A 13,340-nucleotide genomic window follows, 5' to 3' on the forward strand; every position below is an offset into this window, starting at 1 on the left:
ATTTGCAGCCATGGCTCAAAAATATCCTGAATACAAAGGCATCAATTATGCCGACATCGCCGAGCAGGTCCTTACTTTCTGGAAAGAAAAAGAGGTGTTTGAACGCTCGGTAAGCGAGCGGGAAGGTGCCCCCACCTTCACCTTTTTCGAAGGCCCCCCTTCGGCCAATGGTACGCCGGGCATTCACCACGTCATGGCCCGTACGGTAAAAGACATTTTCTGCCGCTACAAAACCATGCAGGGCTTTCAGGTAAAGCGCAAAGGCGGCTGGGATACCCATGGCCTGCCCGTAGAGCTGCAGGTAGAAAAAGAGCTGGGCATCACCAAGGAAGATATCGGCAAGAAAATCTCCGTAGAGGAATACAACCGCAAGTGTCGGGAAGCGGTGATGAAATTCAAGGACCAGTGGGACGAGCTGACCCAGAAAATGGGTTATTGGGTAGACCTGGACAAGCCCTACATCACCTTTGAGCCCCAGTACATCGAAAGCCTCTGGCACCTGCTCAAAAAGCTCTACGACAAGGGCCTGCTCTACAAGGGGTATACCATCCAGCCCTACTCGCCCGGTGCCGGTACCGGCCTGAGCTCGCACGAGCTGAACCAGCCCGGCTGCTACCGCAATGTAAAGGACGTATCGGCTACGGCCCTGTTTAAGGTAAAGGGTACGGAGCGGGACTACCTCATGGCCTGGACCACCACCCCCTGGACACTGCCCTCCAACAACTCGCTGGCCGTGGGCAAGAACATTACCTACGTAAAAGTAGCCACCTATAACCCCTATACCTACCAGCCCATCAATGTGATCCTGGCCAAAGATCGCCTGCCTGCTTATTTTAATGAGAAAGCAAAGGAGATAGCGCTGGAGGAGTACAAAGAGGGAGACAAACTGATTCCCTGGCAGGTGCTGGACGAACTAAAGGGAAGCCAGCTGGTAGGCACCTCCTACGAGCAGCTGATGCCCTACATCCCCCTGGCCGCACCGGCCCTAACGGTGCTGGAAGGCGATTTTGTGACCACCGAAGATGGTACCGGCATTGTGCACTTGGCCCAGGCCTTCGGTGCCGATGACTACCGCGTCAGCGTCGCCAATGGGGTACCCGGCGTATTTGTAAAAGATGAGGACGGCAACCCCATGCCCGCCGTCGACAAGCAGGGCCGCTTTGTAAAGGAAATGGGCGATTTGGCCGGCCGCTATGTGAAGGAAGAATTTTATGCAGATGAGGTGCGAAATGCTCCCGACTTTAAGTCGACCGACGTCTACATCTCCATCAAACTAAAGGAAGAGGGCAAGGCCTTTAAGGTAGAAAAGTACGAGCACAGCTACCCCCATTGCTGGCGCACCGATAAGCCTATTCTTTACTACCCCCTGGAGAGCTGGTTCATCAAAACCACCGCCTACAAAGAGCAGCTGGTGCGCCTGAACCGCACCATCAACTGGAAGCCCGAAAGCACCGGCATCGGCCGCTTTGGCAACTGGCTGGAAAACCTGGTAGACTGGAACCTGAGCCGCAGCCGCTACTGGGGCACCCCCCTGCCCATCTGGCGCACCGAAGACAAGAAAGAAGAAAAATGCATCGGCTCGCTGGCCGAGCTAAAGGCCGAAGTAGCCAAAGCCATTGCCGCCGGCATCGACCAGAAGCCCATCGAGGGCGATTTCGATCCGCACCGCCCCTTTGTGGACGAGGTGTATCTGGTAAGTGACAGTGGCAAAAAAATGACGCGGGAGGCCGACCTGATCGACGTTTGGTTCGATTCCGGCGCCATGCCCTATGCCCAGTGGCACTGGCCGTTTGAGGCCCAGGATGTATTAAAGGAAAACTTCCCCGCCGACTTTATCGCCGAGGGGGTAGACCAGACCCGCGGCTGGTTCTTTACGCTGCATGCCCTGGCGGTGATGCTCTTCGATGATGTGGCCTTCAAAAATGTGATCGCCAACGGCCTGGTGCTGGACAAGAATGGGAATAAGATGAGCAAGCGCCTGGGCAATGCCATCGACCCCTTCAAAACCCTGGCCCAGTACGGTCCCGACGCCACCCGCTGGTACATGATCGCCAACGCCAACCCCTGGGACAACCTCAAGTTTGATCTGGAGGGCATTGTAGAAGTGCAGCGCCGCTTTTTCGGCACCCTGCACAACACCTACAACTTCTTTGCCCTCTATGCCAACCTGGATGGCTTCCGCTACCAGGAAGGCGAAGTGCCCCTGGAGCAGCGCACCGAAAGCGACCGCTGGATCATCAGCCGCCTCAACAGCCTGATCGCAGACGTAGAGCGCGCCTACAACGACTACGAGCCGACCAAAGCCGCCCGGGCCATCTCCGACTTTACCGTCGATGACCTGAGCAACTGGTACGTGCGCCTGAACCGCAAGCGTTTCTGGCGCGGCGATTATACACAGGACAAACAGGCCGCCTACCAGACCCTCTACGACTGTCTGGAGGTGATTGCCCGCCTGTCGGCCCCCATTGCCCCCTTCTATGCCGAGCTGCTCTACCGCAACCTCAATGGGGTAAGCGGCCGCCAGCAGCAGGAGAGTGTGCACCTGGCGCTATTCCCCAAAGCCGACCAGGGCCGCATTGATCTGGATCTGGAAGAGCGCATGCACGATGCCCAGATCATCTCTTCGCTGGTGCACTCGCTGCGCAAGAAAGAGAAGATCAAGGTGCGCCAGCCCCTGAGCCGCATCCTCATCCCCATCCTCAACCAGCACCAGCGGGAGATGATCTCGGCCGTGGAAGACCTGATCCTGAATGAGGTGAATGTAAAAAGCATTGAGTACATCGACGATGCCTCCGGCGTGCTGGTGAAGCAGATCAAGCCCAACCTGCCCCGCCTGGGCAAGACGTATGGTCCGCGCATGAAGGAGATCACAGGCGCCGTAGCCAAGTTCGAGCAGGCCGATATTGCAAGACTGGAGCGGGAAGGGGTATATACCCTGGAGCTGCCTGGCGGCCCCATTAACCTGACGCTGGAAGATGTGCTGATCACCTCCCAGGACATTCCCGGCTGGTCAGTGGCCTCGGAAGAAGACATCACCGTGGCCCTGGACATGCAGATCTCCGACGAGCTGCGGCAGGAAGGCATAGCCCGGGACCTGGTAAACCGCCTGCAGAACCTGCGCAAGGATATGGGGCTGGACGTACAGGACAAGATCAGCATTACCGTAGCCCGTGGCGAAACCCTGGTGAATGCCGCCCTGGAAGCCAACCGGGAGTACATCTGCACCGAAACCCAGGCCCTGCAGCTCCAGTTCACCGACCAGCTGCCCGAGGGCACCCTGCTGGAAATGGACGATGTGCAGCTACGGGTGCAGGTAGAGCAGGTGTAAAGCGCTGTTTGCAGGAATTTAAACCAAAAAAGACATGAATCCTGTAGAATCTTGATGTTTCATCATAAACAAAAAGATAATTCATCCCGAATTTTAGAAATGGCTCACTAGATAAAAAAACAAGCTCTAGATAATATTCTAGAGCTTGCTTTTTTATCTCTACAGTCTGTCTTTGCTGAGAGGCATGGCTGGACCTCGGTGACGGTTGCTGCCGACCGATTCTTCTGCTCCGCTCCCTAATAATAATGTCTCCAGAGAATAAAAAAGACCTCAGAGCTACTTCTGAGGCCTTTTAATTAAGATCATCGCCAAATTAAAATTCGGGGTGCCCCATGATTAAGTGGCCGGCATTAGTGCTGGATTATCACATGAACCACCTGGGTGCCAGTAGCGTGTACAAGATGTAGGTGGTAGATACCATTTGGTAACGTCCTTACCGGGATGGTTAATTTTTTTCTAACATCCTTTTTAGAATACACCAATTCATTTGAGTTATTATAAAGGTAAATGTCGACGGCTGTATCCAACCCATCCTTAACCTTGAGGGTAGTCTCATTTATCTCAATATTGAACTCCCCATCGGCAGGGTTAGGGAATACACTCATTGGTTCCCAACAGTTACTGCCAGTACAAGGATTGGGCGAACAGCCCGTGGTCCTGATGCCGCAGTAACACTCATCGGGCTGATGGAAGGTAGTTGTTGTACTGCTTGTTTGGGAGCAAAACCTGTCTCGCCTTATGGTATTGGTGATTGTATAGGGTTGGCTTGAATTATGGTTAACACCGCCGGTATTAATTACTTCTACCGAGTTTCCTGATCCTAACAGGTATAAATTGCTTGTGTTTATGCTCCAGGTATAGGTAGCCCCTGCCAGCTGTGGGAGTGTCCACTTATGCCGGGGCTTTATACAATCAGTAGTAATCACCTCCAGGCTAGCGGTTGGCTGTCCAACCCATACATTATGCCGGTAAGAAATAGGTCCCCCGCAAGGCCCTGTTACGTCAGCCTGCACCCAACCCGGACCATTAACGCCTGAGGCTGCAGCTACCACATAATTACTTGTGCCTTGACCAGATATGTAGTCCAGATTGCCGCTTTTAGTCCATTCTACACTTACACCTGGTGCTAAATTAGAAACACTAAAGGTGGCATTTGATGTGCAAACCAAACTTGGACCACTAACCTGTGAGGGTTGAGTGCCAAAGGTTACCTGATATCTGCCTAGGGCTGTCCCTCCATTTGTAATTCTGACTAAATAGTTGTTCCCTGGTTGGAACACATTGCAAGGCATATCGATTGTTCCTGAATTGCTAGTTTGGGATGCTATTGGATTGGGCGCAGCTCTGAAAACCTGTGGATTGCCGGTTGGGACTACATTGTATACTTCTATCAGTTGCACTGGATTGTTAAATCCGCTTATATCCCCTACTGTTAGTAAATATTTATCTGAGCTACCATCCGTAGGTATGGTGACGCGAATCCAATCTTCTGAATCTGGGCAAAAATTGGTGTGAAAGGAATGTGTTTGAGGAATATTAAGTTCTATAGGAGATGCTTCTATATCAGAGTTGTCAGGTTCAAACCTATCGAATCCGTTATTGGCATTTGGATTCCATTGTCCTTGTGAAATTTCGTTTGATCTGCCATGAAAAGCTTTTTGATACATTACGTTTCTCTGGCCTGGGGTAAAATTAGATCTGCAACTTTCATTATTGCTATTCAATCCATTTCCATTGCCATAAGCCATTACATTAAAAACATCCGGGCTATACCTTGCTCCATAAAAATCAGTTTCTGTTCCGGTATAGCTACAAGTTGCTAAGTCATATTGGCCGGTCATCCTTGGGTCAGCCGGAGTATCACATAGTAAATCACCTGTTACGTCACAGGTACTTCCCAAATATGCGTTAGTACCACAGAGCGGTCTAAATACATATCCTCTGCTTACCGGCTCTCGCCTACATGGTAGGTTATAGCCCCAGTGGGTATGAAATAAGCCGAAGTAATGGCCTACTTCATGAGTCAATGTTGATGCCCCTCCGTCAAAAAGGAATCTTTCTCTATCTATAAAGATACCGTTATAAACTGGACTGAACTGATTTCCTCCTTCATTAACAATATGAATATTCACAAATCCCGGCCTTCTATTCGCATTAGCAACGCTTAATTTCTGCCAATCATCGACTGCAATTGCATCAGTGTCACGTACTGGATCTATGCAATAATAGAATTGAATATTCACTCCACTTTGCCAGAAGGTATTGTTTAAATGATCCATTGCAAATTTAATCTCTTGTTCATCAGGCAAGGGATTTGTGTTCAATCCGGGATTACCGTTGTCATCCACATGCATCCAGAATTGAATAGGAACCCTAAGCCAAGGCTCCCTCACATCACTTTCTAGAATTCTTGTATTAGGAGAACCTTCATAAATTGCATAAAGGCTGTCATACATATTATCCAGGTAACCTGGATTGCCGTACCAGGGAATGCTCTCGTATTCTTGTTCCGATACATCTGGTGTTGTACACTCCTCTGTTTGGGCAATAGAAATCTGGCTATACAGGCAGAGTAAGCCTGTAAGCAAAATAGGTAGGATTTTCATGTTTTGGGTTATTTGGGAATCGTGGTATAGAAAGTTAGATATGGAATTTTCTCACCAGAGTAGGTCACATAAAGCTCTTTGTTATAAAAGATCTGCAAATCCCGATACTCATGAAAATCACACTTGCCTTCCTTCAGATAGAACTCCATTCGTAGTGTATCTATATTGTCATTGCCAAAGTAGAGGTAATATTGCCTTATGTTAATATTACTAAGATCATAGTCTTTAGCTCGCAGGGGTTCAAATTGTGCACGGCCTGCTTGGCTTAGGAAATTTCGAACTTCCTCGCCCTGATCATTAAGTATGGTAAAATCATAATGATACTTACTGGAGTAGTGAAGAAGATTTCTTCCGTCTTGGTTACTTAAAATTTCAAATAATAGGGGCCTTTCATAAAGCCTGTAATCATCACTATTACAGCGACTGCCGAAAGGTCCGCTCTCGCAGCTAAAAAGGCACGAGCTAGCGCTGAGGATAAAGAGGAGAAGGATGTTTTTCATAGTGTTTGTTTTGTGAATCAGCTTGTCTGATATGGTGAAACGAGCAGACCAGTAGTTCAGCGAAAGATATAGACAAAATCACTCTTTCAGTCAAATCCCTCTTGCTACTTTAGCCCTAAGGTATAGGAACATTGTTATAAACAAAAGACATGGAACATTTTTCACCTATTGCACCGTGATGGTCATACTGAATTAACCTGGCTATATAATTTCAGTATCCTACTTTCTTATTTCTTCATATTATTTTAATAGGAGAGTTTTTTTTAGCCTGCAGGCTCCAGCTAACAGTGCCCCACTACCACTACGGAAGTGTTGGTGAAAACACCAACGAGGGGAAAGATTGAGGGAATGAAAAAGCGAGAGGGTTCTAAACTTCCAGCTTTTTGTTTTGTTATAAGCCAAGATTTCCTACCTTTTTAAAACAGCTCTTTATTGGCCAACCTAACCACATTTTTGCCATGCCTGCCCCCCGATCCCTTCTCCCCTTTCTCTTCCTGGCCTTTAGCCTTCCGGCCTTAGCCCAGAACCTGACGCTGCAGATCAGCAACCCCCAGCCCCGGGTGGGCGAGTCCTTTACGGTAAGCTTCAGCATGGACTTTTTCAACGAGCAGATGAGCCAGCAGCTGCAGCAACAGGCTTCTTTGGAAGTTAGCCAGCCCCCTTTCACTCACAAGCACTACAGCCGTACCTTTACGGCCACCAGGGCTGGTCAGTATACGCTGGGCCCCTACAGCTTTACCTTTAATGGCGTCACCCATACCAGCAATCAGCTAACCATTGAGGTGATAGAACCTCTGGCTAAAGAGGAGGGCATATGGCTACGGCAGGTTCAGTTTGGCGGAGAAGACTTCCTGATCCTGGAGCAGATGATCCCCAACCTGCAGACTACTCCCATGACCCCATCGGAGTTTGAGCAGGGAATGCATCATGACTTCGAAAAAGCCTTTGCCAGCCTGAGACAGCAACCAGCAGCGGGTATTAACCTAAACAGAAGGCATAGCACCACCGCCGCCGAAAGCACTGATAAAACAGGGAAGGCCTCCATAGGCTACTCCCTGCAAATCTATCGCATCGAAAAAGAAGAAGCCTTTGCAGGCAGCCTGCAGCTACAGCCCGAGCATTTCCAGAACCTGCCGGCTAATATAGAGCTGCCCATGCTGGTGCTGCGGTGAGTTAACGGCCATTTCTGACAATTTCTGCAGTCGCTCGCCTCCGGGCCGGGGTGCGTAGCCGAGTGACTTTTATTCGTTAGGCCTCTGGCCGTAAGGGTTATGATAAGAAATATCTTTATTGGCCCGAGGCCTATAGATAATCGTCACTCGCCCGGAGGCGAGCGACTGCCAAACGAATATAATTGGCAATGATTTTAACACATAATCTTATGCTTGGGACAATACTGTCTTTAAGGCCTGTCAGATTTGATGCTTACTCAAACCAAACATACACCACCATGAAAACCAAGCCCTACCTTTTCACAAAATCCCTTCTCCTACTCCTATTGCTGGCCCTTTCGCCCTCCCTCCATGCCCAGGAAACCGGAGCGAAAACCGCCGAATTTACATGGGAGCTGAACGTTGATAAAGACCGCATAACCATTCGCTGTGCGGAAGGATGCGCCTTTACAAACCTTGCCTTTTCTTCCAACAGAACCGTCACCCTAAATCAGGTTGGAATGCTGGATCTGGCAAAGAATCCGGATGAAGCCAGCAGCTCCGACTTTTTAATTACCTATCAAAAAAAGGGCAATAAGGTAATCCTGACAGGCATCAAAGGGGTAGCCTGGACTGAGCTTAGCTTTATAGCTGGCAGAGCAAGCTATACACTTGACCAAAATGGCCTTAGGGCTTCCCACTGAAGTAGCCATCCCTAACCTGGCCTCTAGGGACAGGTAGGGGCATCTTACCTCCTAAGGGGTGGTTTCGCCGCCAGCCAGACTACCATTTTCTCCTCTTTATAGTGTAAATTAGGGGCTGAAATTCAGTCTAACTCTAATTTATACACCATGAAGAGGATATTCACCCTGCTACTGGCCCTCTGCCTGAGCCCCGCCTTGTGGGCTGCCGAGGGCATGTGGCTCCCCCTGATGCTCAAAGCCCTGCAGGACGATATGCAGGCGCATGGCATGAAACTCACCGCTGAGGAGATCTACAGCGTAAACCAAAGCAGCCTCAAAGATGCCATTGTTTCCTTTGGCGGCTTCTGCACCGGCGAGCTTATTTCTGACCAGGGCCTGATCCTGACCAACCACCACTGCGGCTATGGTGCCATTCAGAGCCACAGCTCGGTGCAGGACGATCTGCTGACCAACGGCTTCTGGGCCCGCACCAAAGAAGAAGAAAAGCCCAACCCCAGCCTGTTTGTGACCTTTATTGTGCGCATGGAAGATGTGACCGAACAGGTACTGCAGGGCCTGGACCCCAAGTTGTCAGAGACCGAGCGCGAAAAACAGGTAAGTGAGCGCATTCGCCAGATCAGCCAGCAGGCTACCCAGGGCACCCACTACAAGGCCCTGATCAAGCCCTTTTTCTATGGCAACGAATACTATATGTTCGTTACTGAAACCTATGACGATGTGCGCCTTGTAGGCACCCCGCCCAGCAGCATCGGCAAATTTGGCGGCGATACCGACAACTGGATGTGGCCCCGCCATACGGGTGATTTCTCGCTTTTCCGTGTGTATGCCGGCCCCGATGGCAAGCCTGCCAAATACTCGCCCAACAACAAGCCCCTGAAGCCCAAGCACCACCTGCCCGTATCGCTGGAGGGGGTGCAGGAAGGTGATTTCACCATGGTCTTTGGCTTTCCCGGCCGCACGCAGCAGTACCTGACCTCGCATGCCGTTAAGATCCTGATGGAGCAGACCAACCCGCACCGTATTGACATCCGCGACAAGCGGCTGGAGATCCTGGACCGCCACATGAAGGCCAACGACACCGTGCGCATCCAGTACGCCAGCAAATATGCCAGCGTTGCCAACTACTGGAAAAAATGGATCGGTGAAAACCGGGGCCTCAAGCAGCTTAACACCCTGGAGGAGAAAAGGGCACAGGAGCAGGCCTTTCAGCAATGGGCAGCGCAAGATCCCCAGCGCAACGAGCAGTACGGCAAGCTGCTGGCCCGCTTTGCCGAGCTCTACCAGCAGCAGGAGCGTGTAGACCTGGCCAACAACTACCACCGCGAAGCCCTGCTGGGCGTGGAGCTCATCAAGCTGGCTGGCACCTTTAATGCCCTGGCCAGTGGCTCCCTGCCAGCCGCCGAACTAAGCGCGGGCAACAACCGCTTTACAACAGCCCTGGAGCGGCATTTCAAAGATTACAATGCCGCTGCCGATAAAGATGTGTTTGTGCACATGCTGCTGCTCTACAAACAGCAGGTGCCGCAGCAGTTTCAGCCCGAGCCCATCCGCAAGCTGCCCACTACCGAAGCCGGCATCCGCACCTATGCCGATAAGCTTTACAGCCAGTCCGTGCTGGCCTCCCGCCAGAAAATGCAGGAGCAGCTAAGCACCTACGATCCTAAAAAGACAGCCGCCCGCCTGCGCAAAGATCCGGGCTTTGTCCTGTACGGGGCCATACAGGAGGTATTTGAGAAACAGATTGCGCCCGTATATGCCGCCACCGATCCGGAACTGGAACTGCTCTACCGCCGCTATGTGGCCGGCCTGCGCCAGATGCAGCAGGACAAGCTCTTTTATCCCGATGCCAACAGCACCCTGCGCGTAGCCTATGGCAAGGTGGGCGGCTATACCCCGCAGGATGGGGTGCAGTACCTGCCTTACACCACCCTGGAGGGCATTATGGAAAAAGAAGACCCTTCTAATGAGGAGTTCATTGTGCCCGAGCGTCTCAAGGAGATTTACCGCACCAAGGATTATGGCCCCTATGCTACAGAAGATTACATGCCGGTATGCTTTGTGGCCTCTAATCATACTACCGGCGGCAATTCCGGCAGCCCGGTGATTGATGCAAAGGGCCGCCTGATCGGCCTAAACTTTGACCGCAGCTGGGAGAGCACCATGAGCGATGTGAAGTACAGCCCCGAGATCTGCCGCAACATTGCCGTAGACATCCGCTATGTGCTGCTGATCATCGACAAATTTGCCGGCGCCACCCACCTGGTAGAGGAGATGACCCTGGTGGATGCCAACACTACGGTTGAAATAGGGGGCGAGGTAATGGGGGTACATTAACCCCTATCCCCTTCCGCTGCTCAAAAGCGCCTTCCGCAAGGGGGGTGCTTTTTTTGTACCCGGGCCCGGGCTCCGTCAATGTTGCATCTTTCTCCGGAAAGCCGTAAATCGCCCCATACACCCTCTGGCGTACAAATGTCGCAGCAATGGCAGCCGGATCACCCAGCCTTTCTTTGCCCTAAGCAGTACTTTTATGAAAAGCAAAACCAGAAATACCATGATTGCACAACTCGTAAAAGAAGCGCGCCAGGCAAAAGGGTTTACCCAACAGGAAGTAGCCGATCAGACCCGGATCAGCCTGCGCTCCATTCAGCGAATAGAAGGCGGCGAGGTAGAACCCCGAACCCATACGTTAAAGGAACTTGCCCGCTGCCTTGACATTCCGCTACAGCACCTGCTTACTACCTCTCCGGAAGAAGTGCAGCCCTCCGTTCACTCCATTTCAAAAAAGATTATTCTGTCCCTTGGCCTTAGCCTGCTGGTTGTTCTACTGGGCCTCGCCTTTGCCGCCCAGTCACCCTACCCGGAGACTGGTTTTGAAGCGCTGCTGGGCTTTGCTGGCCTGAGTGCCCTTGTTACGCTGATTCTGCTAAGGCTATGGCCGCAGGCAAGAAGGGGAATACTCACTCTGGGCTTTGCCCTGATTACCCCGCTGCTGGCCCTTGCTTTTGTAGCACAGGCACCTACCTTTCCCGAAACCGGCTTTGAAGCCCTGCTCTACATGGCCTTCCTGACCGCCTTTAGTACCAGTATGTTGCTGGTAGTCTGGCGGAAAAAGGAGAAGGAAAGTCCTTTATAAGCACTCAGTCTTAACTGGCCAGGTGTTATCCCCCATACACTTACCCCATCCTTCATCAAACCAATGTCCCTCTTCCCCCTTCTTTCCACCCCTCGCCTGCAGTTGCGCCAGTTCAGGCCGGAAGATGTACAACTGGTGTTCCAGGGCCTGTCCCATCCGGAGGTGATCCGCTATTATGGGGTCAGCTATAAGACGCTGGAAGATACCCAGGCCCAGATGCAATGGTTCCGGGAGCTGGAAGAAGGGGGTACAGGCGTCTGGTGGGCTATCTGCTCGGCCAAAGATGGCGCGTTTTGGGGGGCCATTGGCTACAACAACCTGAGCCGGGAGCACCGCAAGGCCGAGCTGGGCTTCTGGCTGCTGCCCGACTACTGGCGGCGGGGAGTCGTATCGGAAGCCCTACCCCCTGTGCTTACGCATGGATTTAACCAAATGGGGCTACACCGGATCGAGGCCCTGGTGGAAAGTGAAAATAGAGCAAGCAAACAATGTCTGCTAAAGGCAGGCTTCCGGCATGAGGGATGCCTGCGGGACTGCGAGATCAAGGGTGGACGGTTCATCAGCCTGGATGTGCTTGCCCGGCTGGCAACCGATTAGCAGCACAGCGGTAGGTTGCAGTGTGCTTCTTCTTTTAATTCCCGATTCTTTCGCCTAATTTGGCAGAGCACACTCATGTATTGAAACCGGCCACCCCCCATATCGACGAAGCAACGCTTGTAAGCCGCCTGAAGGCGCAGGACACCGATGCCCTGGGCTACCTCTATGACCATTATTCGGGGGCCTTATATGGAGTAGTGCTGCGCATCGTTAAAAAAGAGGATATAGCCGAAGAAGTACTGCAGGATGCGTTTTTGAAGATCTGGAATGCCATGCCCCAGTACGATGCCGGCAAGGGGCGGCTGTTTACCTGGATGTTCAATGTGGCCCGCAACCTGGCCATTGACAAACTGCGCAGCCGTGAAATAAAGCGCGATATCAAAACCGATGCCGTATCCGACAACGTACGTAGCATCGACCATCAGTACTATAGCGAGCAGTCTGTGGACAGCATTGGCCTGGAGCGCCTGCTGGAGAAGCTTAGCGAAGATCAGCAACTGATCATCCGCCTGTTGTACCTGCAGGGCTATACCCAGTCTGAAGTGGCAAAAGAATGGGGAATCCCCCTGGGCACAGTAAAAACACGGCAGCGCCTGGCCATGATACAACTACGAAAACTTGTCGGGAAATAGTGGATATACACGCCTACATATCGTCTGGGGTCCTTGAATCCTACGTGCTGGGGGAGCTTTCTGCTGCAGAAGCCCAACAGGTGGAGGAGATGGCTGCGCGCTATCCCGAAGTAGCGCAGGAGCTGCGCCAGATTGAGGAAAGCCTGGAGGCAATAGCCCGTGCCGCAGCGGTAGCCCCCCGGCCCGGCCTGCGCAATCAGGTGCTTGCCCGTATTGCCCCATCCCCTTCTTCCCAAGCAAATACTCCCGCTACCGAGACGCCTGTAAGGCCCCTGCAGCCTGCCAGTGCAGCCAGAACTGGCTCTCACTGGCTGATAGCCGCCAGCATTGGCCTGGCCCTGTTATCTTCACTGGCCGCCCTCTACTTCTGGAATCGCTGGCAGGAAACCGAAGAGCGCCTGGCCAGCATGCAGGCTCAAAACAGTGTGTTGGCCCAAAACGTACGCACCCTGGAGAATAGCAGTGCGCGCCTGCAGCAATCGCTGGCGGTGCTTACCGACCCCGGCTACCGCACCGTACCCATGAAGGGATTATCCCCGGCGCCCAATGCCCGGGCCGTTGTGTACTGGAATCCGTCCACTGCCACCGTATACCTGAATGCCGGCAGCCTGCCCAAGGCCCCGGCCGGCAAGCAGTACCAGCTATGGGCCATTGTGGATGGCAAGCCGGTAGATGCCGGTGTTTTTGAC

General features: G+C 52.2%; 10 protein-coding genes. 8 read left to right on the forward strand and 2 right to left on the reverse strand.

Annotated elements, in window-relative coordinates; all coding sequences use genetic code 11:
* Nucleotides 1–10: 10 nt before the first annotated feature.
* Nucleotides 11–3,328, forward strand: coding sequence for an isoleucine--tRNA ligase (gene ileS, locus ADICEAN_RS03055; RefSeq protein WP_009194058.1), 3,318 nt, complete (start codon nt 11–13; stop codon nt 3,326–3,328).
* Nucleotides 3,329–3,678: 350 nt separating this feature from the next.
* Here the strand turns inward: ileS and ADICEAN_RS21680 are convergent, their stop codons facing one another.
* Together ADICEAN_RS21680 and ADICEAN_RS03065 are read right to left on the reverse strand one after the other, a co-directional pair.
* A complete protein-coding gene (locus tag ADICEAN_RS21680) occupies nt 3,679–5,934 on the reverse strand; it encodes a T9SS type A sorting domain-containing protein (protein WP_009194059.1) in 2,256 nt (751 codons plus the stop codon).
* An 8-nt stretch (nt 5,935–5,942) separates the two neighbouring features.
* Nucleotides 5,943–6,434, reverse strand: coding sequence for a hypothetical protein (locus ADICEAN_RS03065; RefSeq protein WP_009194060.1), 492 nt, complete (start codon nt 6,432–6,434; stop codon nt 5,943–5,945).
* A 458-nt stretch (nt 6,435–6,892) separates the two neighbouring features.
* Here ADICEAN_RS03065 and ADICEAN_RS03070 point away from each other — a divergent pair, with 458 nt between their 5' ends.
* From ADICEAN_RS03070 to ADICEAN_RS03100, 7 genes are all read left to right on the forward strand, one after another.
* A complete protein-coding gene (locus ADICEAN_RS03070; protein WP_009194061.1) occupies nt 6,893–7,606 on the forward strand; it encodes a BatD family protein in 714 nt (237 codons plus the stop codon).
* 278 nt (nt 7,607–7,884) lie between these two features.
* On the forward strand, nt 7,885–8,289 hold the full coding sequence (locus tag ADICEAN_RS03075) for a hypothetical protein (RefSeq protein WP_009194062.1): 405 nt from the start codon (nt 7,885–7,887) through the stop codon (nt 8,287–8,289).
* A gap of 147 nt (nt 8,290–8,436) precedes the next feature.
* Entirely contained in the window at nt 8,437–10,623 is a 2,187-nt protein-coding gene (locus ADICEAN_RS03080; protein ID WP_009194063.1) for a S46 family peptidase, read from the forward strand.
* 217 nt (nt 10,624–10,840) lie between these two features.
* Entirely contained in the window at nt 10,841–11,422 is a 582-nt protein-coding gene (locus ADICEAN_RS20870; RefSeq protein WP_161622654.1) for a helix-turn-helix domain-containing protein, read from the forward strand.
* Between the two features lie 63 nt (nt 11,423–11,485).
* Nucleotides 11,486–12,019: a GNAT family N-acetyltransferase gene (locus ADICEAN_RS03090; protein WP_009194065.1), complete on the forward strand. Its 534-nt coding sequence runs from the start codon at nt 11,486–11,488 to the stop codon at nt 12,017–12,019.
* Nucleotides 12,020–12,078: 59 nt separating this feature from the next.
* Nucleotides 12,079–12,651 (forward strand): RNA polymerase sigma factor, encoded by a 573-nt coding sequence (locus ADICEAN_RS03095; RefSeq protein ID WP_009194066.1) that lies wholly within the window; start codon nt 12,079–12,081, stop codon nt 12,649–12,651.
* An 89-nt stretch (nt 12,652–12,740) separates the two neighbouring features.
* Nucleotides 12,741–13,340, forward strand: a 600-nt coding sequence (locus ADICEAN_RS03100) for an anti-sigma factor (RefSeq protein WP_161622655.1), incomplete at its 3' end; no start/stop codon positions are given.

The sequence above is a fragment of the Cesiribacter andamanensis AMV16 genome, from assembly GCF_000348925.1.
GTDB lineage: Bacteria > Bacteroidota > Bacteroidia > Cytophagales > Cyclobacteriaceae > Cesiribacter > Cesiribacter andamanensis.

What these genes read in the sequence shown, in the direction of transcription:
- ADICEAN_RS20870 (WP_161622654.1), top strand. Translation starts at nt 10,841, where the DNA reads ATGATTGCACAACTCGTAAAAGAAGCGCGCCAGGCAAAAGGGTTTACC.
- ADICEAN_RS03075 (WP_009194062.1), top strand. Translation starts at nt 7,885, where the DNA reads ATGAAAACCAAGCCCTACCTTTTCACAAAATCCCTTCTCCTACTCCTA.
- ADICEAN_RS03070 (WP_009194061.1), top strand. Translation starts at nt 6,893, where the DNA reads ATGCCTGCCCCCCGATCCCTTCTCCCCTTTCTCTTCCTGGCCTTTAGC.
- ADICEAN_RS21680 (WP_009194059.1), bottom strand. Translation starts at nt 5,934, where the DNA reads ATGAAAATCCTACCTATTTTGCTTACAGGCTTACTCTGCCTGTATAGC.
- ADICEAN_RS03065 (WP_009194060.1), bottom strand. Translation starts at nt 6,434, where the DNA reads ATGAAAAACATCCTTCTCCTCTTTATCCTCAGCGCTAGCTCGTGCCTT.
- ADICEAN_RS03080 (WP_009194063.1), top strand. Translation starts at nt 8,437, where the DNA reads ATGAAGAGGATATTCACCCTGCTACTGGCCCTCTGCCTGAGCCCCGCC.
- ADICEAN_RS03090 (WP_009194065.1), top strand. Translation starts at nt 11,486, where the DNA reads ATGTCCCTCTTCCCCCTTCTTTCCACCCCTCGCCTGCAGTTGCGCCAG.
- ileS (WP_009194058.1), top strand. Translation starts at nt 11, where the DNA reads ATGGCTCAAAAATATCCTGAATACAAAGGCATCAATTATGCCGACATC.